The 22,717-nt window shown below is 69.1% G+C and carries 18 protein-coding genes; 14 read left to right on the top strand and 4 right to left on the bottom strand.

Going from position 1 to position 22,717, the window contains the following annotated elements:
* Positions 1-457 precede the first annotated feature (457 nt).
* Both PT85_RS17825 and PT85_RS17820 read left to right on the top strand, forming a co-directional pair.
* On the top strand, positions 458-775 hold the full coding sequence (locus PT85_RS17825) for a hypothetical protein (RefSeq protein ID WP_074467515.1): 318 nt from the start codon (positions 458-460) through the stop codon (positions 773-775).
* Positions 776-884: 109 nt separating this feature from the next.
* Positions 885-1,538, top strand: coding sequence for an AbiV family abortive infection protein (locus PT85_RS17820; RefSeq protein ID WP_074467516.1), 654 nt, complete (start codon positions 885-887; stop codon positions 1,536-1,538).
* Between the two features lie 206 nt (positions 1,539-1,744).
* On the opposite strand, the gene PT85_RS14255 is transcribed toward PT85_RS17820, so the two are convergent.
* The gene (locus tag PT85_RS14255; protein ID WP_039607014.1) at positions 1,745-2,302 is read right to left on the bottom strand and encodes a DedA family protein; all 558 of its coding nucleotides are present in this window, start codon (positions 2,300-2,302) and stop codon (positions 1,745-1,747) included.
* 52 nt (positions 2,303-2,354) lie between these two features.
* Positions 2,355-5,903, bottom strand: coding sequence for a magnesium-translocating P-type ATPase (gene mgtA, locus PT85_RS14250; RefSeq protein ID WP_052237698.1), 3,549 nt, complete (start codon positions 5,901-5,903; stop codon positions 2,355-2,357).
* A 117-nt stretch (positions 5,904-6,020) separates the two neighbouring features.
* Between mgtA and glgP the strand changes: the two genes are divergently transcribed.
* From glgP to groL, 11 genes are all read left to right on the top strand, one after another.
* Entirely contained in the window at positions 6,021-8,519 is a 2,499-nt protein-coding gene (gene glgP, locus PT85_RS14245) for an alpha-glucan family phosphorylase (RefSeq protein WP_407681102.1), read from the top strand.
* A 118-nt stretch (positions 8,520-8,637) separates the two neighbouring features.
* Positions 8,638-9,318: a thermostable hemolysin gene (locus PT85_RS14240; protein ID WP_039607012.1), complete on the top strand. Its 681-nt coding sequence runs from the start codon at positions 8,638-8,640 to the stop codon at positions 9,316-9,318.
* Complete coding sequence (locus PT85_RS14235; RefSeq protein ID WP_039607011.1) at positions 9,302-10,759, top strand: AMP-binding protein; 1,458 nt, start codon at positions 9,302-9,304, stop codon at positions 10,757-10,759. The genes PT85_RS14240 and PT85_RS14235 overlap by 17 nt, the downstream gene beginning before the upstream one ends.
* A gap of 3 nt (positions 10,760-10,762) precedes the next feature.
* Positions 10,763-11,431 carry a TenA family transcriptional regulator gene (locus PT85_RS14230; protein ID WP_039607010.1) on the top strand — a complete coding sequence of 223 codons (669 nt, stop codon included), beginning with the start codon at positions 10,763-10,765 and terminating at the stop codon, positions 11,429-11,431.
* On the top strand, positions 11,418-12,248 hold the full coding sequence (locus PT85_RS14225; protein WP_039607009.1) for an SDR family oxidoreductase: 831 nt from the start codon (positions 11,418-11,420) through the stop codon (positions 12,246-12,248). The genes PT85_RS14230 and PT85_RS14225 overlap by 14 nt, the downstream gene beginning before the upstream one ends.
* A complete protein-coding gene (locus tag PT85_RS14220; RefSeq protein WP_039607008.1) occupies positions 12,245-12,895 on the top strand; it encodes a tetratricopeptide repeat protein in 651 nt (216 codons plus the stop codon). The genes PT85_RS14225 and PT85_RS14220 overlap by 4 nt, the downstream gene beginning before the upstream one ends.
* A 55-nt stretch (positions 12,896-12,950) precedes the next feature.
* Positions 12,951-13,610 carry a response regulator transcription factor gene (locus PT85_RS14215; protein WP_039560231.1) on the top strand — a complete coding sequence of 220 codons (660 nt, stop codon included), beginning with the start codon at positions 12,951-12,953 and terminating at the stop codon, positions 13,608-13,610.
* Entirely contained in the window at positions 13,604-15,040 is a 1,437-nt protein-coding gene (locus PT85_RS14210; RefSeq protein ID WP_052237697.1) for an ATP-binding protein, read from the top strand. Before PT85_RS14215 ends, PT85_RS14210 begins: the two co-directional genes overlap by 7 nt.
* Positions 15,041-15,073: 33 nt before the next feature.
* The gene (locus PT85_RS14205) at positions 15,074-15,595 is read left to right on the top strand and encodes a cytochrome b (RefSeq protein ID WP_027591608.1); all 522 of its coding nucleotides are present in this window, start codon (positions 15,074-15,076) and stop codon (positions 15,593-15,595) included.
* The gene (locus PT85_RS14200; RefSeq protein WP_052199719.1) at positions 15,595-17,877 is read left to right on the top strand and encodes a heavy metal translocating P-type ATPase; all 2,283 of its coding nucleotides are present in this window, start codon (positions 15,595-15,597) and stop codon (positions 17,875-17,877) included. The genes PT85_RS14205 and PT85_RS14200 overlap by 1 nt, the downstream gene beginning before the upstream one ends.
* A 140-nt stretch (positions 17,878-18,017) precedes the next feature.
* Positions 18,018-19,643, top strand: coding sequence for a chaperonin GroEL (groL, locus tag PT85_RS14195; protein ID WP_039607007.1), 1,626 nt, complete (start codon positions 18,018-18,020; stop codon positions 19,641-19,643).
* Positions 19,644-19,653: 10 nt separating this feature from the next.
* On the opposite strand, the gene PT85_RS14190 is transcribed toward groL, so the two are convergent.
* Both PT85_RS14190 and PT85_RS14185 read right to left on the bottom strand, forming a co-directional pair.
* Positions 19,654-20,616 carry a ribose-phosphate diphosphokinase gene (locus PT85_RS14190; RefSeq protein WP_039607006.1) on the bottom strand — a complete coding sequence of 321 codons (963 nt, stop codon included), beginning with the start codon at positions 20,614-20,616 and terminating at the stop codon, positions 19,654-19,656.
* 26 nt (positions 20,617-20,642) lie between these two features.
* Positions 20,643-21,680 (bottom strand): phosphotransferase, encoded by a 1,038-nt coding sequence (locus PT85_RS14185; RefSeq protein WP_065365793.1) that lies wholly within the window; start codon positions 21,678-21,680, stop codon positions 20,643-20,645.
* A gap of 144 nt (positions 21,681-21,824) precedes the next feature.
* Here PT85_RS14185 and PT85_RS14180 point away from each other — a divergent pair, with 144 nt between their 5' ends.
* Positions 21,825-22,715, top strand: a complete 891-nt coding sequence (locus tag PT85_RS14180; RefSeq protein ID WP_039607005.1) for a universal stress protein — start codon at positions 21,825-21,827, stop codon at positions 22,713-22,715.
* The last annotated feature ends 2 nt before the right edge of the window (positions 22,716-22,717 follow it).

The raw sequence follows: 22,717 nt of genomic DNA, 5'->3' as shown, positions 1-22,717 counted from the left end.
CGCCGGTTAGCTCTACGTTAGGCTTTATGAATCACGCGATCACTAACTTGGCTCCCTACACGTGCTTATCCTGTCGGAGCACATTCAAGAGGCCGAATGAAAAAGAGATTCTTCTTCGGAAATGCCCGGGCTGTAGCGGGCAAGCAATTCGAATGGATCCTCGTTTTCGCCCGCCAAAGAAGTCGGATAATAGACAGTGGGCTAAAGTTGCTTTTTTGGTAAGGCATGGTTTTCTATTCCAAAAAATATATAGAGACTTAGGCGGCGGTTTGTGGTGTCGAGTACGGTATCCAGACACACTGGAGCAAGCGAAGGAGTTTGTTTTAGAGTTTAAGGCTCAAGCGCTGAAGATAAATTGTTGAAGGCTCTGTTTTAAATGTCGTATTTGTACACTGCCTAACCATTCATTCAAGCCGATGCCGCAATGCGGCCCGGCTTAATTCAACGTTAGGTGCTTATGCAAACACTCTACAAAGTACGGCTTATGTTCGAGTGGGGTGGTGGCTGCATCTGGTGTGGCAATGATGCTGCACTCGAAAGATTTGATGTTGGACCTATCGAAGAAAAGTTATCGCTATCAGCGGCAACGCTTCAAGAACTCGACACATTATCTACTTGGCACGACAAAGCGCTGAATTGGAAATATCCGCCTGACCCAAGTCCTTGGAGTCAGGAGGAATTTAAGGAGTTTGAGGCAGCTGCACTGTCTATGCGGGCAAAACTGCAAGCAGAGCTTGGGGCAGGTTTCGAGGTAATTTATGAGCCAATTCCTTGAATCAGCACCTAACAAGTGCATCAAATTCGTTCCGGCCTTTCAGGCCTCCACCGGACGGCCTTGTCAGGCCGCCGTTTATGCAAGCGTTAGTTTCTGAATCGGAGTGTCAGTGAAGAAAGAAGACGGAATCTCAAAGTACAAGCTAAATAAAATCGCTACGGAGTCTTTGAGGAATACTATCCGTCTTCATTTTGACTCCGTGTTGCTCTATGGAAACGGCTCTTATCCAAGTGCTCTTCAGCTTTCAGTATTGGCCATGGAAGAGTTTTCAAAGGCCAACTGGGTAAATCACTATATTTGGTCATCGGAAACCAATGATGGCTATCCTGACGCTGAGTTTGAGCAAGAATGGCTAAAGCTTCTGTACTTACATCCAAAGAAACAGTGGAACTTTGTGGCAAGAGAAAAAGATGATTATTCGCCAAAGTTTATTTCTCTGATCCAAGGCAGAAAGCTTGAAGAGAAAAAGCAAAACGCTATCTATGTCGGCTTGACTCGCTCAAAAGGAAAAATTGACACAGACAGTCGGATTTCCACTCCCTGGAAGATAAAACAAAAAGATGCAAGGCAGTTTATTTCAATAATAAATGATGAGCTGCTCAGGATATGTGCAAGAATCGAAGAAGATGAGTTTTATTTCGAGGGAGGCAAAGGCATGGATGAGGTCTTCGATTATGAGATCTATAAAAGGCTTTTAAAGTGGCCTCATAAAAGTGGGATAAAGAATAGCGGCTGGAGAAAGAGAAATCGCCAGCAAAACTAACAATCGGCTGTTGTCGCCTCTTCGGGGCTGGGACGGCCTTTCCGCAGCTGCGCGGCTACAAGTCCGCCCCAAAGCCGGGCGTTATATGCCAAAGTAGCGTCTTTAATTCAGCTGGCCTATTTTGAAATGACCGCTTCTGGCGTTGCGAATCTTTCGCCTGAAGAGCATCAAGCGCTCTCGGCGGTCGGCGAAGGTCATGAGTTTCCCTAATGCTTCCTGCGACCCCACCGCCGCCACAGCCCGACCATCACCCCCACCCCAATAATCACCAGCAGTACGCCTTCCTCGTAGCGCTTGATATCGGCAAACAGCCAGTGCAGCGTCTGGCCGAACAAGTAGCCCGTGCCGCTGACCGCCAACGCCCAGAGCGCGGCGCCGATCAGGTTGAACATAATGAAGCGCCACGCCGAAACGTCGCTCATGCCCATGGCGATGGGGCCGGCGATGCGTAATCCGTACATGAAGCGCACGCCGATGATCACCCCCACCTGAAAGCGCAGCATCAGGCGGTTGACCTGCTGGGTGGCTGGCGTCAGTTGCGGAAAGCGCTTCAACAGAGCCGTTCCGTAGCGCCGACCCATGAAGAACCAGAGCTGATCGCCCAGCGTGCCGCCGCAGAAGGCGATGAGGACGATCCAGGGAAATGACAGATACCCCTGGTGCGCGGCGAATCCAGCCAGCAGCAAAACCGTTTCGCCCTCGAAGAGCGCGCCGACGAATACCGCCAGATAGCCGTAGTCGGCGACCAGTTGCGTCAGCGTCATCCGGTTGTCCTCCGGCTGCCACGCGCTGGCAGGCCGTCACCGCCGGGGCCGTTCATGGCGGCCACGGCTGCCCCCGATGCCGCCGCGCTGCCCGCGTCGGCCGGCGCGCTTTAGCCAGCAGATGGCGCTTCACCCATTCGGAGGTGGCGGCGTAGAGCAGGGTGAGGGTCAGGATCGCCGCCAGCAGCGGCCAGGGCAGGGGCACCAGGTCGAACCAGCCGCCCACCGGGGTGTAGGGCAGCAGCAGGGTGAGCAGCATCACCGCCAGGGTGCTGATCAGCAGCAGCCGGCCGGGGCGGCTGCGGTAGAAGGGCTTGTAGGTGCGCACCACGAAGATGATCGCCAGTTCGGTGAGCAGCGATTCCACGAACCAGCCGCTGCGAAACAGCGCCGGCTGGTCGCCGGCCACGTAGAACAGCAGCCCGAAGGTCAGCGCGTCGAACAGCGAGCTGGTCAGGCCGAACGCCACCATCACGTTGCGCACCTCGCGCAGGTTCCAGTGGTGCGGGGTGCGTTCCCACTCGGGGTCCACGTGGTCGCCGGCCAGGGTCATGGCCGGCAGGTCGGAGAGGAAGTTGTTGAGCAGGATCTGCTTGGCCAGCAGCGGCAGGAACGGCAGCAGCACCGAGGCCAGCGCCATGCTGATCATGTTGCCGAAGTTGGCGCTGGTGGTGATGAAGATGTACTTGAGGGTGTTGGCGAAGGTGCGCCGGCCCTCGTCGATGCCCAGGCGCAGCAGGTCCAGGTCGTGGCGCAGCAGCACGAAGTCGGCGGCCTCGCGGGCCACGTCGGCGGCCTGGTCCACCGAGATGCCGACGTCCGCCGCGTGCAGCGCCGGGGCGTCGTTGATGCCGTCGCCGAGAAAGCCCACCACGTGGCCGGTCTTCTGCAGGGCGAGGATGATGCGCTCCTTCTGGCTGGGGTCGACCTCGGCGAACAGCGCTACCTGCGGCACGCGGTGCAGCAGTTCGTCGTCCTTCATGCGCAGCAGCTCGCCGCCGGTGATCAGCTGTTCGGCGTCCAGGCCCACCGCCTCGGCCACATGGCGGGTCACCCGGCGGTTGTCGCCGCTGATGATCTTCACCTGCACGCCCAGCCCGGCGAGCCGCTGCAGGGTGTCGGCCACGCCGGGTTCCGGCGGGTCGAAGATCAGCAGGAAGCCCTCGAAATCCAGCGCGCGCTCGTCGGCCACCGTGCAGCCGGTTGCGTCCGGCAGTGCACGGCTGGCCACGCCCAGCACCCGGTAGCCCTGGGCGCTCCACTCGGCGAAGCGGGCATCCAGTTGTGCGCGGTGCGCGGCGTCCAGCGGCTCGCCGTGCACGTGGTCGCAGGCGTCGAGCACCTTGTCCAGCGCGCCCTTGACGATCAGCAGCGGCGCGCCCGCCGGCTCGGCCACCAGCACGCCGAGGCGCTTGCGCACGAAGTCGTAGGGGGTTTCGTCGAGCTTGCGGTAGCCGTTCAACGCCACCTGCTGTTCCTGGGCGGCGGCGCTGATCGCCTCGTCCAGCGGGTTGGCCATGCCGGTCTGCAGCCCGGCGTTGAGCGCCGCCAGCAGCAGGCAGCGCGGCGACGGCTGGCCCTCGGCGTCCAGCGCGGCGTCCAGGCGCGCCACGCCCTGGGTGAGGGTGCCGGTCTTGTCGCTGCACAACACGTCCATGGCGCCGAGGTTCTCGATGGCGTTGAGATGGCGCACGATCACCCCCTGGTGGGCCATGCGCTGGGCGCCCTGGGCGAGGGTGATGCCCAGCACCGCCGGCAGCAGCTCCGGCGACAGGCCGACCGCCAGGGCGATGGCGAACAGCAGGGTGTCCACGGTGGGCCGCTGCAGCAGGATGTTGGCGGCCAGCACGCCGAGCACGATCAGCAGCATCACCCGCAGCAGCAGCGCGCCGAAGTGGCGCAGGCCGCGTTCGAACTCGGTTTCCGGCGGGCGCAGGGTCAGGCTCTGGGCGATGCGCCCGTACTCGCTGGCCGCGCCGCTGCGCACCGCCAGCAGCCGGGCGGTGCCGCTGCGCAGCGAGCTGCCCATGAACAGGCAGTTGCTGCGCTCGGCCAGGCTGGCGTCGATCTTCGCCACCCCGGGCAGCTTCTGCACTGGCGCCGATTCGCCGGTCAGCAGGCCCTGGGCGACGAAGCAGTCGCGCGCTTCCAGCAGCAGGCCGTCGGCGGGCACCAGGCTGCCGGCGGACAGCTCCACCACGTCGCCCGGCACCACCTGGCTGGCGGGAATCTCCCGCAGCTGGCCGTCACGACGCACCTTGGCGGTGAGCGCCACCTGCGCGCGCAACGCTTCCACCGCCCGCGAGGCGCGGCGTTCCTGCAGGGCGGTGAGCAGGGCACTGAGCAGGATGATCGCCAGCACGATGAGCGCGTCCAGCCACTCCGCCACCACCAGCGACACCCCGCAGGCCACCACCAGAATCAGCATCAGCGGGTTGTACAGCTGGGTCAGGAAGGTGCGCCCCAGCCCCGCCGTCCGCCCGCGCGCCAGCTGCGTCGCCGCCGGATGGCGCGCCAGCCTCGCGGCGTCCAGGCCGTCCGGGGTGCTGTCCAGCTGGCGGAAGGCCTGCTCGGGGCTCCAGCTCCACCAGGGTTCGTCGTCCGCGGCGGGCGTGGGTGTCGTGTTCCGGGTGGCGCCGCGCGCCAGCAGCAGGCCCGGCAGCATCGGCAGCCAGAAGCTCAGGCCCCGGAACAGCAGGGTCGCCGACAGCGCCACCGGCACGCTGATGCCGGCCCAGCTCAGGGTGGTGATCAGCGCGGCCTCGAACAGCCCCAGCCCGCCGGGTGTCACGCCGATGCTGCGCAGCACGCTGGCCAGCATGAAGCCGGCGAACACGCTGGCCCAGCTGGGGCTTTCACCCAGCGCCAGGATCAGCACCCACAGGGTCGTGGCGTCGAGCAGCACGATGCCCAGGTCCAGGCCGGTGGCGTCGAGCAACAGGCGCGGGTTGCGCACCAGACGGGCATCGGCCTGTGCCAGCACGGCCAGCGGCCGCTGCAGCCATTTGCCACCCGGCAGCCGGCTCAGGCGCGCCGGCAGCGGATGCCCGGCCACCAGCGCCACGGCCAGACCCGCCCCGAGGGTGCCGAGCACGAACAGGCCGCCGGCGAGCAGCAGCAGGCGCGTGGCGTGGCCTTCCAGCACCGTGACCGCCAGCGCGGCGGCCAGGCTCGCCACGTAGGCCAGCAGGTAGGCGGTCAGGCTCACCGCCAGGCAGGCCATCACCACCGGGCGGCGGATGCCGTGGCGTTCGAAGGCCGCGGTGGCGGCCAGGGTGCCGCTCAGGCCGTAGCTGGGCAGCGCCTGGTCGATGAACAGCTTCATCAGGCCGAGCCGCGCGCCCTGCCAGAGCGACAGTTCGGCCTGGCCGGCGTGGGCCACCCGTCGGTACAGCTGCCCCTGGGCCAGGTAGGTCAAGGCCTGCAGCAGCACGGCCAGCAGCAGCCAGCCGGGTTCCAGCTGCGCCAGTTGCTCGGCGAAGGCGCGTACCTCGCTCAGGTGCAGCGCCATCGTGACCACCGCAGCCAGTCCGGCGGCGCCCAGCAGCCAGCCCAGCCAGTGGCGGGCCGAAGAGTGGCTGGGGCGGTCGGCATGCGGCATGGTCGGGCGCTCCCGGAGGCGCCCTCGGGCGCCATCTATCCTGAGCAGGAATTGCACATACCTGCGAAGGAAGGGACCGTGAGCGAGCCGATTCATTTCATTCACCCCAAGCAGCGCCTGGCCTTCCACGACATCGAGGGTTTCGAGGCGCTGCTCGGGCTGGCGCTGGACATGCGTTCCTCCTGGAATCACGCCACGGACTGGATCTGGCGGCAGCTTGATGAACAGCTGTGGAGCCAGACGCGCAATCCCTGGGTGGTGCTGCAGACGGTCTCCCAGGGCCGACTGCGGCAGGTGCTGGGCGATGCCGACGTGCGCCGGCGGCTGGCGACGCTGGTCGAGGCGCGCCGGCAGGCCGCCGAGGCGCCGGCCTGGTTCCAGCAGGCCCATCCGCAAGCGGCGCTGGGCGCGGTGGCCTACTTCAGCATGGAGTTCATGCTCGGCGAGTCGCTGCCCATCTATTCCGGCGGGCTGGGCAACGTGGCCGGCGACCAGCTCAAGGCCGCCGGTGATCTGGGGCTGCCGGTGTACGGCGTCGGCCTGCTGTACCAGAGTGGCTACTTCCGGCAGACCATCGATAGCGCCGGCGCGCAGCGCGCGCTGAATCCGTTCAACGATCCGGGGCAGCTGCCGGTCACGCCGCTGCGCCAGGCCGATGGCGAATGGCTGCGAGTGCGCCTGGAGCTGCCCGGCCAGCTGATCTGGCTGCGCGGCTGGCAGGTGCAGGTGGGACGGGTGCGGCTGTTCCTGCTGGACAGCAACGACATGGCCAATTACCCGGTTCATCGCGGCATCACCAGTCAGCTGTACGGCGGCGGCAGCGAGCTGCGCCTCACCCAGGAACTGGTGCTGGGCATCGGCGGCTGGCAGCTGCTGCGCGCCCTGGGCCTGCAGCCGGAGGTGTGCCACCTCAACGAGGGGCATGCGGCTTTCGCCGTGCTGGAGCGCGCGCGGCAGTTCATGGCGGACACCGGTCAGCCGTTCGACGTGGCGCTGGCCGCCACCCGCGCCGGTAACCTGTTCACCACCCATACGGCGGTGACGGTGGGTTTCGACCGTTTCGCCCCGGCGCTGGTGGAGCAGTACCTGGGCGCCTACGCCGAGCAGCGGCTGGGCATTTCGCGCCGCGCGCTGCTGGCGCTCGGTCGGCTGGAGGCGGGCAACGACGGCGAGCCGTTCAACATGGCCTGGCTGGCGATTCGCGGCAGCGGCGCGGTGAACGGCGTCAGCCGCCTGCACGGCGCGGTCAGCCGGGCGCTGTTCGCGCCGCTGTTTCCGCGCTGGCCGCTGGCCGAGGTGCCGGTCGGCCACATCACCAACGGCGTGCATATGCCCACCTGGGACTCGGCCCAGGCCGATGAACTGTGGACCACCGCCTGCGGCAAGAATCGCTGGTCGGGCACTGTCGGCACGCTGGGCGAGGACATCGCCTGCGTGTCCGACGCTCAGCTCTGGCAGTTCCGCACCGCCGCCAGCGCCGCGCTGGTGGACTACGCGCGGGCGCGGCTGGTCTGGCAGATGGGCGCCTCCGGCGCGCCGGAGGCCTGGCGCGAGACCGCGCGCCATGTGCTGGATTGCAACACCCTGACCCTCGGCTTCGCGCGGCGCTTCGTGGCCTACAAGCGACCCAACCTGCTGCTGCACGATCCGCAGCGGCTGATCCGCCTGCTCACCCACCCGCAGCGCCCGGTGCAGCTGATCCTGGCCGGCAAGGCGCACCCCGAGGACCGCCGCGGGCAGGCGATGATCCGCCAGTGGGTGGAGTTCGTGCGCCGGCCCGAGGTGCGCCACCGCGCGGTGTTCCTCGCCGACTACGACATGCAGCTGACCGAACGGCTGGTGCAGGGCGTGGACGTCTGGCTGAACACCCCGCGCCGCCCGTGGGAGGCCTGCGGCACCAGCGGCATGAAGACGCTGGTCAACGGCGGCCTGAATCTGTCGGTGCTGGACGGCTGGTGGGCGGAGGCCTACACGCCCGAGGTCGGCTGGGCGCTGGGCAATGGCGAGCAGGACCCGGACGAGGCGGTCCAGGACGCCCGCGATGCCGAGGCGCTCTACGCGCTGCTGGAGAACGAGGTGGTGCCGCAGTTCTACCAGCGCGACGCGCAGGGCATCCCCACCGCCTGGGTGGCGCGCATGCGCCAGAGCATGGCGCGGCTCACCCCGCAGTATTCGGCGGCGCGCACCGTGCGCGAATACACCGAAACGCACTACCTGCCGGCGGCGGTCGCCTACCGGGAGCGTGCGGCCGAGCGGGGCGCGCGCGCGGCCGCGCTGGTGCGCTGGCAGCGCGAACTGGACGAGAAATGGGCCTCGTTGCGCATCGGCGAGGTGCGGGTGACTACCCAGGACGGCCTGCACCAGGTCGAGGCGCAGCTGTACCTGGGCGACCTGGACGCCGACGCCGTGCGTGTCGAGCTGTATGCCGACGGCCAGCCGGCCGAATGCCGGGCGCTGCAGCGCGCCCATGCACTGGTCGGCGCCACCCACGGCTACGCCTATCGCCTGGAACTGCCCGCCGAGCGCCCGGCCGGCGATTACACGCTGCGCGTGGTGCCGGCGCACCCCGACGCGAAGGTGCCGCTGGAGAGCGCGCACATCATCTGGGAACGCTGAAGCCGGCTCGCTGCGAAAAGTCGCCGCGCGCCGGTAGTTGCCGTGGGAAACCTAAGAATTTCTTAAGCCTGGGTGCCGAAGATGCCTCTCGGATCATTTCCGCAGAGGACGCCCCCGCATGCTTGAGCCCGAACACGAAACCGACACCCTGGCGCGCATCGGCCGCGACACGCCGTTGTACCTGCGCAGGGCCGAGGCCGATGGCGGCCCGTTGCGGCACACGCTGGAAGCCTTCATTCGCCAGCGCTTCGCCGACGAGCACCAGGCGCGCATCCGCCATTTCCTGCCCTGCCTGCTCGGCCTGCTGGACGAGCGTGGGGTGGTACAGGGGGCGGTGGGCTTGCGTCCGGCTCGCCAGCCGCTGTTTCTGGAGCGCTACCTGGACGCGCCGCTGGAGGGCGAGATCGCCCGTCGCCATGCGCGGCAGGTACCGCGCGACGCCATCGTCGAGGTGGGCAACCTGGCCGCCACCGGCGCCGCCTCGGCGCGCCTGCTGATCGTCGCGCTCACCGACCTGCTGATCAGCGAAGGCTTCCAGTGGGTGGCCTTCACCGGCACCCGCGAACTGCTCAACAGCTTCCAGCGCCTGGGCCTGGCACCGCTGCCGCTGGGCGAGGCCGATCCGGCGCGCCTGGGCGCCGAGCGCGAGGACTGGGGCAGCTACTACGCCAGCCGGCCGCAGGTGATGGTCGGCGAGATCCTGCCCGGCCACCGGCAACTGCTGCAGCTGGGGATGTATGCGCGTCTCGGCCATCAGCCGCGCTACCACGGAGGGCTGGCCCATGCCGTCGGTTGCTGAACGGTTCTGGGAGCGCCTGGCCGCACACGGCGGCACGGCGCTGAGTGACGGCGAACGCCGGCTGGACTATGCCGCGCTGCTCGCCGAAATCGATGCGCGGGTCGAACGCCTGCGGGCCTGGGACGTGCGGCGCGTGGCGCTGGCGCTGGACAACGGCCTGGAGTGGGCGCTGTGGGATCTGGCGCTGCTGCGCGCGGGACTGGTCTGCGTGCCGCTGCCGGGCTTCTTCTCCGATGACCAGCAGATCCATGTGCTGCAGGACGCCGGCGTCGACGCGCTGCTCGGCGCCCCGGGGCCGGTCAGCCAGGCCTGCGGCTTCCGCGAGGAAGGCGGGTTGCTGCGCCGCGTGCCGGCGCGTCAGGCGGAACTGCCGCCCGGTACCTGCAAGATCACCTACACCTCGGGCACCACCGGCCAGCCCAAGGGCGTGTGCCTCGACGCCGACACCCTGCTGCGCGTGGCCGACAGCCTGGAGCGGGCCAGCCGCAGCCGCCAGGTCACGCGCCATCTGTGCGTGCTGCCGCTGGCCACGCTGCTGGAGAACCTCGCCGGCCTTTACGCCCCGTTGCTGGCCGGCGCCGCCGTGGAGCTGCGCCCGCTGGCGCAGGTCGGGCTGCAGGGCGCCAGCGGCTTCGACGTGGCGCGTTTCCTGGCGCTGCTGCATGCGGTGCGCCCCAACAGCCTGATCCTGCTGCCGCAGCTGCTGCTGGCGCTGGTGACGGCGGCGGAGCAGGGCGTGGCGCTGCCGGAGGCGCTGCGCTTCGTCGCCGTGGGCGGCGGGCGCGTGGCGCCGCAGCTGCTGGAGCGGGCCGACCGCCTGGGCCTGCCGGTGTTCGAGGGCTACGGCCTGTCCGAGTGCGCCTCGGTGGTGTGCCTGAACACGCCCGAGGCGCGCCGCATCGGCAGCGTCGGCCGACCCCTGGCGCATGTCGAATTGCGCCTGGCCGAGGACGGCGAAGTCTGGGTGCGCGGTGCGCGCATGCTCGGTTACCTGGGCGAGCCGCCGCTGTCCGGCGACTGGCTGGCCACCGGCGACCTGGGCGAGCTGCGGGACGGCTTCCTGACCCTGCGCGGCCGCAAGAAGCACCAGTTCGTGACCGCCTACGGCCGCAACGTCAACCCGGAATGGGTCGAGGCCGAGCTGGTCCAGCAACTGCCCATCGCCCAGGCCTGGCTGCACGGCGAGGCGCTGCCGTGCAACGTCGCCGTGCTGGTGCCGCGCCGCGCCGACTGCCCGGACGCGCAACTGGCCGAGGCGGTCGCCGCGGTCAATCGCACGCTGCCCGACTACGCCCGCGTGCACCGCTGGCTGCGCGCCGCACAACCGTTCAGCGCCGACAACGGCCTGGCCACCCGCAACGGGCGGCTGCGTCGTGCCGCGCTGCTCGACCACTACCAAGCGGCCCTCGCGGGTCTGCTGACTTCCCCCTGCGGAGAGTGACCCATGGAGTTCTTCGACGAGCTGCAACACCAGACCGAGGCCGAGCGTGCCTACCTGCTCGGCGCGCCGATCATCCGGAGTGCCCTGGACGGCACCGCCAGCCTGGACAGCTACATCGCCTTCCTGAGCGAGGCCTACCACCACGTGAAGCACACCGTGCCGCTGCTGATGGCCTGCGGTGCCCGGCTGCCGGAGCGGCTGGAATGGCTGCGGGTCGCGGTGGCCGAATACATCGAGGAGGAGATCGGTCACCAGGAGTGGATTCTCAACGACATCCGCGCCTGCGGCGGCGATGCCGAGGCGGTGCGCAACGGCCAGCCGAGCCTGGCCACCGAGCTGATGGTCGCCTACGTCTACGACCGCATTGCCCGCCACAACCCGGTGAGCTTCTTCGGCATGGTCAACGTGCTGGAGGGCACCAGCATCGCCCTGGCCACCCAGGCCGCCGACGTGCTGCGCACCAGCCTGCAGTTGCCGCCCCAGGCCTTCAGCTACCTGACCTCCCACGGCAGCCTGGACATCAGCCATGTGGAATTCTTCCGCACGCTGATGAATCGCCTCGACGACGCCGACGACCGCGCCGCCGTGGTGCACACCGCGCGGGTGGTGTACCGCCTGTACGGCGACCTGTTCCACAGTCTGACGGCGGAGGTGCGCCATGCGACTCGCTGACTGCCGGCTGCTGGTAACCGGCGCCAGCGGCGGCATCGGCCAGGCGCTGGTCGAGCGGCTGTGTGGCGGCGGCGCCCGGCTGCTGCTGGTCGGCCGCGATTACGCCGCGCTGGAACAGCTGGCCGAGCGCTTTCCCGGCCAGGTGGAGACCGTCTGCGCGGACCTGGCCAACCCGGCGGACCGCCAGCGGGTGCTGATCGCCGCCCGCCACTTCGAGGATTTCAATGGCGTGATCAGCGCCGCCGGGATCAACAGCTTCAGCCTGTTCGAGGAGCAGGACGCGGCGTCCATCGAGCGGCTGATCAGCGTGAACGTCACCGCCACCCTGCAACTGCTGCGCCTGCTGCTGCCCGAGCTGCGCCGCGCGCCGCGCGCGCTGGTGATCAACCTGGGCTCCACCTTCGGTTCGCTTGGCTACCCGGGCTTCGCCGCCTACTGCGCCAGCAAGTTCGCCGTGCGCGGTTTCAGCGAGGCCTTGCGCCGCGAGATGGCGGACACCGCCGTCAGGGTGCTGTACATCGCGCCGCGCGCCACCCGCACGGCGATGAATGCCGGGCCGGTGGTGGCCATGAACGATGCGCTGGGCGTGGCCATGGACGATCCCCGCCAGGTGGCCGGGCAGATCGCCCGGGCCATCGAAGCCGAGCGCGAGGAGCTCTATCTCGGCTGGCCGGAGCGCTTCTTCGTGTTCCTCAACCAGCTGCTGCCCCGGCTGGTGGACCGCGCACTGCAGCGCCAGTTGCCGGTCATCCGCCGCTTCGCCCATGGGGCGGAGCCTGCGGTGCCTACTTCCTCTTCCGGAGAACAACATCCATGACTATCCGCCACGGTATTTTCGCCGTCCTGCTGGCCCTGGCCAGCTCGTCCGTGTTCGCCCTGGACGCGGCCGGCGAACAGGAGCTCGCGCGCCTGCAGGAGCGCTGGGCGCAGATCAACTACGAGCTGCCCGAGGCGCGCCGCGAGGCCGCCTTCGAACAGCTCGCCAGCCAGGCCGAGGCCGCCACCCGGCGCAACCCCGACTCGGCGGAGCTGAAGAGCTGGCAGGGCATCATCCTCAGCACCTGGGCGGGCGCCAAGGGTGGACTTGGCGCGCTCGGGCTGGCCAAGCGGGCGCGCACGGCGTTCGAAGAGTCGCTGGCGCTGGATCCGCAGGCCCTGGACGGCTCGGCGTACACCAGCCTGGCCACCCTGTACTACCAGGTGCCAGGCTGGCCGATCGGCTTCGGTGACAAGGCCAAGGCCGCCGAACTGTTCGACCAGGCGCTGCGCCTGAATCCGAACGGTCTGGACAGCAACTACTTCCACGCCGATTTCCTGTTCCGCGAGGGCCACTACCGGGAGGCCCGCGCGGCGCTGGAGAAGGCGCTGGCCGCACCCGACCGGCCGGGCCGCGCGCTGGCCGATGCCGGACGACGCGAGGAAGCACAACGCCTGCTGCAGCGGGTCGAAGAAGAACTGGAATAAAGACGGCGCCCGGCGTTGAATGCCGGGAACGCCCGGCATGTGGGAAAGCCGCCTTATGCGCATTCTGTTGGTGGAAGACGATCCGGCGCTTGGCGAGGGCATCCGTACGGCCCTCAAGCCCGAGGCCTACACGGTGGACTGGCTGCGCGACGGCGCCTCGGCGCTGCACGCGCTCAGTCACGAGAGCTTCGATCTGGCCATCCTCGACCTGGGCCTGCCGCGCCTCGACGGCCTGCAGGTGCTGCGCCGCCTGCGCGCCGCCGCCAATCCGGTGCCGGTGCTGGTGCTCACCGCCCGCGACGCGACCAGCGACCGCATCGCCGGGCTGGATGCCGGTGCCGACGACTATCTGGTCAAGCCGTTCGATGTGGAGGAGCTCAAGGCCCGGCTGCGCGCGCTGCTGCGGCGCAGCTTCAGCCGCCCGCAGCCGGTGCTCGAGTATCGGGGCATTCGCCTGGACCCGGTGACCCAGCAGGTCAGCTACCAGGGCCGGGAGATCGGCCTGCCGCGCAAGGAATACCTGCTGCTGCACGAACTGCTGGCCCAGCCGGGGCGGGTGCTGACTCGCGACCGGCTGGGGCAGGTGCTGTATGGCTGGGACCAGGAGGTGGAGAGCAATGCCCTGGAGGTGCATATCCACCATCTGCGCCGCAAGTTCTTTCCTGAGCTGATCCGCACGGTGCGCGGTGTCGGCTATCTGGTGGAAAAATGCTGAAGCTGTCGATCCGCACCCGCACCCTGGTGCTGGTCCTGGGCACCCTGGCCCTGGGTCTGACCCTGGTTGCCCAGCAGAGCTACCGCGACGCCCGCCACGAGATCGAGGAGCTGTTCGATGCCCAGCTGGCGCAGAGCGCCCGGCTGTTGCAGGGCATGCTGCGCAGCGGCCAGGAACCGGGGCGGCTGGCCGAGCTGCAGGCCGCGCTCGATGAAGCGGTGCGCTACCGGCGCGACGCGGGCGCGGTGCTTGCCGGGCATGCCTACGAAAGCAAGCTGGGCTTCCAGGCCTACGACGGCCAGGGGCGGCTGTTGTTGCGCTCGTCGAGCGCGCCGGACGAGTCGCTGCTGGAACTGCTGGGCGGACAGGCGGGTTTCCACGACTTGCGTCTGGGCGACTACCAGTGGCGGCTGTTCCTGCTGGACGGCAGCCGCGACGGCCTGCGCATCCTGGTCGGCGAGCGCGACGACGTGCGCGGCGAGCTGGTGGGCAAGATCGCCCGGCGCAGCCTGCTGCCTGATCTGATCGGCCTGCCGCTGGTTGCCTTGTTGGTCTGGCTGGCGGTGGGCTGGGGTCTGCGGCCGCTGGCGCGCATGGCGCATCTGCTGCGCAGCCGCGACGCCGCCGACCTGTCACCGCTGCTGCTGGCGCCCCTGCCGCGCGAGCTGGAGCCGGTGGCGGCCTCGCTGAACCGGCTGCTGCACCAGCTCAACCAGCTGATCGTGCGGGAGAAGCGCTTCATCGCCGATGCCGCCCACGAACTGCGCACGCCGCTGGCGGTGCTGCGCATCCATGCCCAGAACGCGCTCGGCGCGGCCGATGCGGCGGAACGCGAGCGCGCCTTGCGGCTGCTGATCGGCGGCGTCGATCGCACCACCCGGGTGGTGACGCAGCTGCTCACCCTGGCCCGCCTGGAGCCCGACGCCCAGCGCGTGCACCGCCAGCCCGTGGACGTCGCCGCCCTGGCCCGCGAAACCCTGGCTGAGTTGACCCCGCTGGCGCTCAGTCGCGATCAGGAACTGACCCTGGAAGACGAGCGCAACGGCGACCGCCTGCTGCGCGGCGATGCAGCCAGCCTGGCCACGCTGCTGCAGAACCTGGTCGGCAACGCGTTGCAGTACACCCCGGCGGGCGGCCGCATCCAGGTCAGCCTGGACACCACGGCGCAGGGCCTGCAGCTGGTGGTGGATGACAGCGGGCCGGGTGTGCCGGCCGAGCTGCGCCCGCAGCTGCTGGAACGCTTCTTCCGGCTGGGCGAGGGGGAGGGCGCCGGGCTCGGCCTGGCCATCGTCGCACGCATCGCCGAGCTGCACGGCGCCGGGCTGGCGCTGCTGGACTCGCCGCTGGGCGGGCTGCGGGTGGTGGTGAGCTTCCCGGCCGAGGCCCCTGCCTCGCCCCCCGCTAAGCTTCGGTTAAGCAACGCTCGCTAGCCTGCCGGTATCCCATCCGCGAGGAGTACCGCAATGAACACGCAACGCTACAGCCCCCTGAGCATCGGCCTGCACTGGCTGATGCTGCTGCTGATCGCGGCGGTGTACGCCACCATCGAGCTGAAGGGCAACTTTCCCAAGGGCAGCGAGCCGCGCGAGCTGCTCAAGCACTGGCACTTCATGCTGGGCCTGAGCGTGTTCGCGCTGGTCTGGCTGCGCCTTTTGGCGCGGCTGATCAAACCGGTGCGGCCGGAACCCGGCGCGCTGCACCTGCTGGGGCGGCTGATGCACCTGGCGCTGTACGCCTTCATGATCGGCCTGCCGCTGCTCGGCTGGCTGACCCTGAGCGCCGCCGGCAAGCCGGTGCCGTTCTTCGGCCTGGAGCTGCCAGCGCTGCTGCCGGCTGACCAGGACCGCGCCGGCCAGCTCAAGGAACTGCACGAAACCGTTGCCCAGGCCGGTTACTGGCTGATCGGCCTGCACGCGGTGGCGGCGCTGTTCCATCACTATGTGCTGCGTGACCAAACCCTGCGGCGCATGCTGCCCGGAGCCTGATGCCAACCGCCCGCCTGCCTGCCTGGTTCAACCCGCTGCTCCTGTTGGTGGCCCTGCTGGCGGTGCCGGTCGGGCTGCTGGCGCCCGAGCGGGCGGCGCGCTGGGTGTGGACGGCCAGCGCCTTGCTGGCGGCGGCGGTGCTGCTGGCAGAGATCCTGGTGCGGCTGTTGCGCCGCGAGGTGGGCGTCGACCTGATCGCGCTGCTGGCCATCCTCGCCGCCCTGGCGGTCGACGAGGCGCTGGTCGCGGCGATCATCGCGCTGATGCTGGCCGGCGGCCGCCTGCTGGAGTCCTGGACCGAGCAGCGCGCCGAACGCGAGCTGCACCGCCTGGTCGACCGGGCGCCGCGCCAGGCCTGGCGTTACCGGGACGATGCGCTGGAGCAGATTCCTGTGGAGCAGGTGGCGCCGGGCGACACCCTGCTGGTGCGTCTGGGCGAAGTGGTGCCGGTGGATGGCGAGGTGCTGCTCGGCGAAGCGGTCCTCGATGAGTCGGCGCTGACCGGCGAAGCCCTGCCGGTGCGCCGCCATGCCGGCGAGACGGTGCGCAGCGGGGTGGTCAACGCCGGCGCGCCGTTCGACCTGCGCGCAAGCCGGCCGGCGCAGCAGAGCACCTATGCCGGCATCGTGGCGATGGTCGAGGCGGCGCGCGGTTCGCGGGCGCCTTTCGTGCGGCTGGCCGATCGCTACGCGCTCGCGCTGATCCCGCTGACCCTGGGGCTGGCCGGGCTGGCCTGGTGGCTCAGCGGCGACGTGTTGCGCGCCCTGGCGGTGCTGGTGGTGGCCACGCCCTGTCCGCTGATCCTCGCCGCGCCGGTGGCGATCATCGCCGGCATCTCGCGCAGCGCACGGCGCGGCGTGCTGATCAAGGATGGCGCCACCCTGGAGGCGCTGGCGCTGGCCCGGCGCTTCTTCTTCGACAAGACCGGCACCCTGACCGCCGGCAACGTGACCCTCGACGCCGTGGAAAGCGCCGGCCGGCTTCCGCCGGCCCGGCTGCTGGCCCTGGGCGCGGCGCTGGCCCAGGCCTCCCCGCATCTGGTGTCGCGGGCGCTGGTGCGCGCGGCTGCCGAGCAGGGACTGAGCCTGGTCACGCCACGCGCGGTACACGAGGTGCCGGGCGCCGGGCTCAGCGGCCAGGTGGACGGCCATCACATCGCCTTCGGCAGCTTCGATTACGTGGCGCAGGGCGCGGTGGTCAGTCCCGGGATCGAGACGCTGCGCCGGCGCATGGCTTATGAGCTGGCCGCCGGCAGTTTCATTGCCGTGGATGGCCAGATCGAAGGGGTGGCGCTGTTCTCCGACCGGCTGCGCCTGGAAACCCCCTATACCCTGCGGGCGCTGCGGCGTGCCGGGGTCGAGCGGATGGTCATGTTGACCGGCGACCAGCGGGAGGCCGCCGAGGTGATCGGCCGCGCCGCCGGGGTCGATGAGGTGTGCGCCGGCCTGACGCCGCTGCAGAAGGTCGAGGCGGTGGCTCAGGGCCGCCACCAGGGCCACACGGCGATGGTCGGCGACGGCATCAACGATGCGCCGGCGCTGGCCGCCGCGGATGTCGGCATCGCCCTGGCGGCGGGTGGCGGCACGGCCTCCTCGGAGGCGGCCAGCGTGGTGCTGCTGGTGGATCGCCTGGACCGCATCCCGGAGATCCTGCTGATCGCGCGGCGCTCGCGGCGCATCGCCGTGCAGAGCGTGACGGTGGGCATGGGCCTGTCGCTGCTGGCCATGCTCTTCGCGGCGCTGGGCATGCTGCCGCCGCTGGCTGGCGCGTTGCTGCAGGAAGGCATCGACGTACTGGTCATCCTCAACGCCTTGCGCGCCCTGCGTGGCGGCCGGCGGATCGCCGCGACGGCACTGGACAGCGAGCAGGTGGAGCGCCTGCGCCAGGGACACGCCGCGCTGGCGCCCCTGCTGATCCGGGTGCACCGGCTGGCACAGCGGCTGACCAGCCTGCCGGCGGCGCAGGCCGGGCGGGAATTGCGCGAGCTGCTGGGGGATTTGCAGGAACAGCTGCTGCCCCACGAGCGCGAGGACGAGGATGCGCTGTTCCCGCGCCTGGCGAACCACCTGGCCGGGGAGGACCCGCTCGCCGCGCTGAGCCACACGCACCGGGAGATCTTCCGCCTCGGCCACCAGCTGGAGCGCATGGGCGCCGACCTGGAAGACCCGCCGAGCGCCGAGGCACTGGCCGATATCCAGCGCCTGCTGGTGCAGCTGGATACCGTGCTCGACCTGCATTTTGCCGACGAAGACGAGCTGTATCACCACCTGGATCGGCGCTGAGCATCGCCCGGCCGCGTCGGCCGGGCAGGTCCGGCCCCGCAAGGTCAGCCGCCCCGGCGCGTCCATCGCCACCCCGGAGCTTTCCCGCGCCCTTGCCACTCGAACACGCAAACCGTCCGCATCGGCGAAGGAGGCATGCCATGGCCCACACCAAGATCCTGTTTCGCGGCGCCGCCCGCGACAAGGTGCTGCGCGGCGCCACGCAGCTGGCCGATGCGGTGCGGGTGACGCTCGGGCCCAAGTCCAAGTCGGTGCTGATCCAGCGCAGCTGGGGCGCGCCACTGGTGTGCAACGACGGGGTGACCATCGCCAAGCAGGTGGACCTGGAAGACCCGGAGGAAAACCTCGGCGCGCAGATGCTGCGCCAGGCCGCCGAGCGTACCGGGGAACTGGTGGGCGACGGCACCAGCACCGCCACCGTGCTGGCGCACGCGCTGTTCGCCGATGGCGTGCGCAACGTGGTGGCCGGGGCCAGCGCCATCGACCTCAAGCGCGGGCTGTATCGCGGCCTGCAACTGGCGGTGGACACCCTGCGCAGCCAGTCCCGGCCGGTGAGCACGCGGCTGGAAAAGGCCCAGGTGGCGACCATCTCCGCCCATAACGATGCGAATGTCGGCGAGCAGGTGGCCGACGCGCTGGAAAAGGTCGGCAGCGAGGGGGTGATCAGCGTCGAGGAATCCAAGACCACAGAAACCGTGGTGGAGGTGGTGGAAGGCATGCGCTTCGACCGGGGTTACGTATCGCCGTACTTCGTCACCGACAGCGAGAAGATGCAGGTGGTGCTGGAAGACGCCTACCTGCTGCTCTGCGAGCAGAAGATCGGCCTGCTCAAGGACCTGATCCCGCTGCTCGAACAGCTGGCCAAGAGCGGCCGGCCGCTGGTGCTGATCGCCGAGGACATCGAGGGCGAGGCGCTGGCCACGCTGATCGTCAACCAGTTGCGCGGCGTGCTGCATGCGGTGGCGGTGAAGGCGCCGGGCTTCGGCGACCGGCGCCGCGAGTTGCTGCAGGACATCGCCATTCTCACCGACGGCCAGGTGATTTCCAGCGAGCTGGGGCTGAGCCTGGAGCAGGTGACCCTGGACATGCTCGGCCGCGCCCGGCGGGTGGTGGTGGACAAGGAGAGCACCACGCTGATCGGCGGCGCGGGCGCCCGCGAGGCCATCGACAAGCGCGTGCAGCAGCTGCGCCAGCAGATCGACAAGGCGACCAGCGACTACGACCGCGAGAAGCTGCAGGAGCGGCTGGCCAAGCTGGCCGGCGGCGTGGCGGTGATCCGCGTGGGCGCGCCCACCGAATCCGAGATGCGCGCCCGCAAGGACGCGCTGGATGATGCCATCGCGGCCACCAAGGCGGCCATCGCCGAAGGCATCGTGCCGGGCGGCGGGCTGGCGCTGTTGCGCTGCGTGCCGGCGCTGGAGCAGGTCGAGGCCGGCTGCGAGGGCGACGAGCGCACCGGCCTGCAGATCCTGCGCCGCGCCCTGGAGGCGCCGGCGCGCACCATCGCCGAGAATTCGGCGGTGGATGCCGGAGTGGTGGTGGCGCGCATGCTGGCCGAGGGCGGCAACGTCGGCTTCGACGCCGCCGCCAACCGCTACGTGGATCTGTACGAGGCCGGCATCATCGATCCCACCAAGGTGGTGCGAGTGGCGCTGGAGAATGCCGTGTCGGTGGCCAGCGTGCTGCTGCTGACCGAGGCGGTAATGACCGAGCTGCCGGAGAAGGAAGCGCCGCCGCCGAGCCAACCCCATCCCGATATGTACTGATTCCGTACCGTTACGTCTGGATGCCGTAATTCTCCGCCAACTGCGCCGCCACCATGGCCGTGGAATCCAGCAGGGTCAGCCGGCGCGCGGCCAGCTCGGCGGGAAGGCGGAACGGCGGCACCGTATCGCACAGGACGATGCCTTCGAACAGCGGGCTGTCCAGCAGCTCGGTGCCGCCGGTGAACAGCCCGTGCGCGGCGGCGGCGAACAGGCGCGAGGCGCCAGCCTCCTGGCAGGCACGGGCGGCGCGCAGCAGGGTGCCGCCGGTGCTGATCAGGTCGTCGATCACGATCGCCACCTTGCCGCGCACCTCGCCGACCAGCAGGGCGCCGGTCACCACATCGTTGGCCCGGTACTTCTCCATGTAGGCGCTGCCCACCGGCCGGCCGATGCGCCGCTGCAGGGCCTGGCGGAACAGTTCGGCGCGCTTGGCGCCGCCGGCGTCCGGCGACACGGACACCAGCTCGGCGTCGGCGGCCAGTGGGGCGAAGTGCTCGGCGAACAGCTCGGCGCTGGCCAGGTGCTGGGTGGGAATGCGGAAGGCGTTGTCGAAGGCCGCCAGGTTGTGGACTTCCAGGGCCATCAGCCGATCCACCCCACAGGCCTCGAACAGTCCCGCCAGGTAACGGGTGATGACCGGGTCCTGGTACTGGGTGCGGCGTTCCTTGCGGGCGTAGCACAGGTAGGGGGCGACCAGTTGCAGCTGGCGGGCGCCGGCGTCCTTCAGCGCGCCGCAGAAGAACAGCAGGCGGCACAGCTTGTCGTTGACGCTCTGGCGCTCGTCGCCGTAGAGGTTGTGCAGCACCACGACGTCGCGGCCGTTGACCCGCTCCAGGGCGCGGGTCTTGTGTTCACCGTCCTCGAAGGTGCGTTCCTCGTGTTCGCCGAGGTCGCAACCGAGGTGTCGGGCGACCCGGCGGGCATAGTCCTGGCTGCCGTGCAGGGCGAAGATAAGCGGGCGTTCCGTAGACATGTGCCTCTCCATGATCGGGCCTGGGTTCAGCATTGCCGCTGGCGTGCCTGCGTCAAGCGCAGCGGCGGGAGCGCCAGGCTGACGCGCGCCAGGCGCAGCAGGCTGCGGGCCTGGCGAGCCTTGAGCCGGGCAATGCGTGGCTCGCTCTGGCGCTTGGCGCTGCCGGCCAGGGTGAAGGCGCGCAGCGCCGCGCGCAGGGCGAAGAACAGCGGCAGTGGCTGGCAGTCTTCGGCTTCGTCGCGCTGTGCCCAGTAGCGGGCCAGCAGCTGCTCGGCGTGCCTCGGCAACTGCCGGAAGTGCAGGTCCATGAGCACGAAGGAGAGGTCGTAGAGCACGTCGATGCAGTTCAGTCGCTCGCTGAACTCGATGCCGTCGAACAGCGTCGGCCGGCCTTCGAACAGGCAGATGTTGGCCAGGCGCAGGTCGCCGTGGCAGCGCCGGACCCGGCCGTCGCGGCGCCGCTGTTCGAGGCAGTCGGCCTGGCGGTCGAGCGCCTGCAGGCTGGCGCGGTACAGGGCCTGTACCGGCGCGCTGGGCAGCAGGTCCGGATGGCCGAGCAGTTCCCGGTGGTTCTCCTCGATGGCCAGGCGGATGCCTTCGACACCGCCGTGCTCGGGCAGGCGCTCGGCGCTGTTGTGAAAGCGGGCGATTTCGGCACCGAGCTGTTCGGCCAGGTCCATCGCCAGCGTGCCGGCGCCGGCCATGCGGTCGAACAGGGCCTCCTGGGGAAAGCGGCGCATCACCACCACCCAGTCCAGTACGCTGCCGGGACCATCGAAGGCCAGTCGGCCATCGGCCTGGCGGGTAATGGCGCTCACCCCCAGGTAGAGGGTTGGCGCGGTGCGGCGGTTCAGGGCCAGTTCCGCGCGGCAGGCACGGGCGCGGCTCGCCAGGCTGCGGAAGTCCAGCGAGGCGTAGGTCACCGCGCGCTTTAGCTTATAGGCCCGGTCGCCGTACAGGACGATCAGCGAGCCGTGGGTGTCGATGCGCTCGACGATGCCCGGCCCCGGGCCGTGGCTGCGCGGATTGCACAGGAAGTCGATGACCTCGCGTTGTCCATTCATGCGTGTCGTCCGTCGTCAGCGCGACCCTGTGCAGCATGGGTGAAATCTCCGCCGGGCGGCCGCCATGACGATCAACGGTTCGGGGTGGGCGCGGCTACAGTGAAAGGGCGGCCGCGCGGCCGGACTTCACGGAGGCTGCCCCCCATGACCCAGTTCCAGCGCCTGCTGGTGATCGTCGATCCCCGGATGCGTCATTCCCCGGCGCTGCAGCGCGCGGCGGCTCTGGCCCGCGCGGGTGGCGCCACGCTGCATGTGGCCGCGCTGGTGGCGACACCCGCGCTGGTGGCCCTGCTGCCCGCCGAGGTGCAGGCCAGGACCCGCGATGGCTACGCCGCGGAATGCCGCACGCGCCTGGAGGAGCAGATCGAGCCGCTGCGCCGACAGGGGCTGACGATCACCCGCGAGGTACTCTGTGTGTCCGACCTACGGGCGGAAATCCTCCAGCACGTGGCCGAGCTGCAGCCGGACCTGCTGATCAAGGATGTGCAGCACGAAGGCGAGCTGAAACGCACCTTCATCACTCCGCTGGACTGGCACCTGCTGCGCGAGTGCAGCGCACCCCTGCATCTGGTTGCCGCCGGTGGTCATGCCCAGCCGCGCAAGGTGGTCGCGGCGGTCGACACCTCGCGGGAACAGGCCAGGGAAACCGGGCTGAACGAGCGCATCATCGAGGCGGCCAACGCCCTGGCGATGCAAAGCGGCGCCGAGCTGCACCTGCTGCACACCTATGACCCGCTGCGCTACTACATGGCCGACGCCGGCGCGCCCAGCGAGTCCTGGAACGAGCTGCGCGACATCGCCCAGCAGGACTTCCAGGCGTTCGCCCAGGCACAGGGGGTTCCCGAGGATCGCCGGCATTTCCTGCTCGGCCCGCCGACCATGACCCTCGCCGAGTTCGCCCGCGAACAGCAGGTGGACGTGCTGGTGATGGGGCGCGTGCAGCGCAAGGGCCTGGACAGGCTGGTCGGCAGCACCACCGAGCACGCGCTTTACCAGGTGCCTTGCAGCATCCTGGCCATCGCTCCGGGCGGCTGAAC

This window comes from Pseudomonas flexibilis (genome assembly GCF_000806415.1).
In the GTDB taxonomy this organism is placed as follows: Bacteria; Pseudomonadota; Gammaproteobacteria; order Pseudomonadales; family Pseudomonadaceae; genus Serpens; species Serpens flexibilis.
This window is presented reverse-complemented; position numbering and strand designations above follow the sequence as displayed.

Excerpts from the sequence above, each read along its gene's own strand:
- PT85_RS14225 (WP_039607009.1), top strand. The coding sequence starts at position 11,418 with ATGCGACTCGCTGACTGCCGGCTGCTGGTAACCGGCGCCAGCGGCGGC.
- groL (WP_039607007.1), top strand. The coding sequence starts at position 18,018 with ATGGCCCACACCAAGATCCTGTTTCGCGGCGCCGCCCGCGACAAGGTG.
- mgtA (WP_052237698.1), bottom strand. The coding sequence starts at position 5,903 with ATGCCGCATGCCGACCGCCCCAGCCACTCTTCGGCCCGCCACTGGCTG.
- PT85_RS14215 (WP_039560231.1), top strand. The coding sequence starts at position 12,951 with ATGCGCATTCTGTTGGTGGAAGACGATCCGGCGCTTGGCGAGGGCATC.
- PT85_RS14180 (WP_039607005.1), top strand. The coding sequence starts at position 21,825 with ATGACCCAGTTCCAGCGCCTGCTGGTGATCGTCGATCCCCGGATGCGT.
- PT85_RS14210 (WP_052237697.1), top strand. The coding sequence starts at position 13,604 with ATGCTGAAGCTGTCGATCCGCACCCGCACCCTGGTGCTGGTCCTGGGC.
- PT85_RS17825 (WP_074467515.1), top strand. The coding sequence starts at position 458 with ATGCAAACACTCTACAAAGTACGGCTTATGTTCGAGTGGGGTGGTGGC.
- PT85_RS14230 (WP_039607010.1), top strand. The coding sequence starts at position 10,763 with ATGGAGTTCTTCGACGAGCTGCAACACCAGACCGAGGCCGAGCGTGCC.
- PT85_RS14240 (WP_039607012.1), top strand. The coding sequence starts at position 8,638 with ATGCTTGAGCCCGAACACGAAACCGACACCCTGGCGCGCATCGGCCGC.
- PT85_RS14255 (WP_039607014.1), bottom strand. The coding sequence starts at position 2,302 with ATGACGCTGACGCAACTGGTCGCCGACTACGGCTATCTGGCGGTATTC.
- PT85_RS14185 (WP_065365793.1), bottom strand. The coding sequence starts at position 21,680 with ATGAATGGACAACGCGAGGTCATCGACTTCCTGTGCAATCCGCGCAGC.
- PT85_RS14190 (WP_039607006.1), bottom strand. The coding sequence starts at position 20,616 with ATGTCTACGGAACGCCCGCTTATCTTCGCCCTGCACGGCAGCCAGGAC.
- PT85_RS14235 (WP_039607011.1), top strand. The coding sequence starts at position 9,302 with ATGCCGTCGGTTGCTGAACGGTTCTGGGAGCGCCTGGCCGCACACGGC.
- PT85_RS14205 (WP_027591608.1), top strand. The coding sequence starts at position 15,074 with ATGAACACGCAACGCTACAGCCCCCTGAGCATCGGCCTGCACTGGCTG.
- PT85_RS14200 (WP_052199719.1), top strand. The coding sequence starts at position 15,595 with ATGCCAACCGCCCGCCTGCCTGCCTGGTTCAACCCGCTGCTCCTGTTG.
- PT85_RS14220 (WP_039607008.1), top strand. The coding sequence starts at position 12,245 with ATGACTATCCGCCACGGTATTTTCGCCGTCCTGCTGGCCCTGGCCAGC.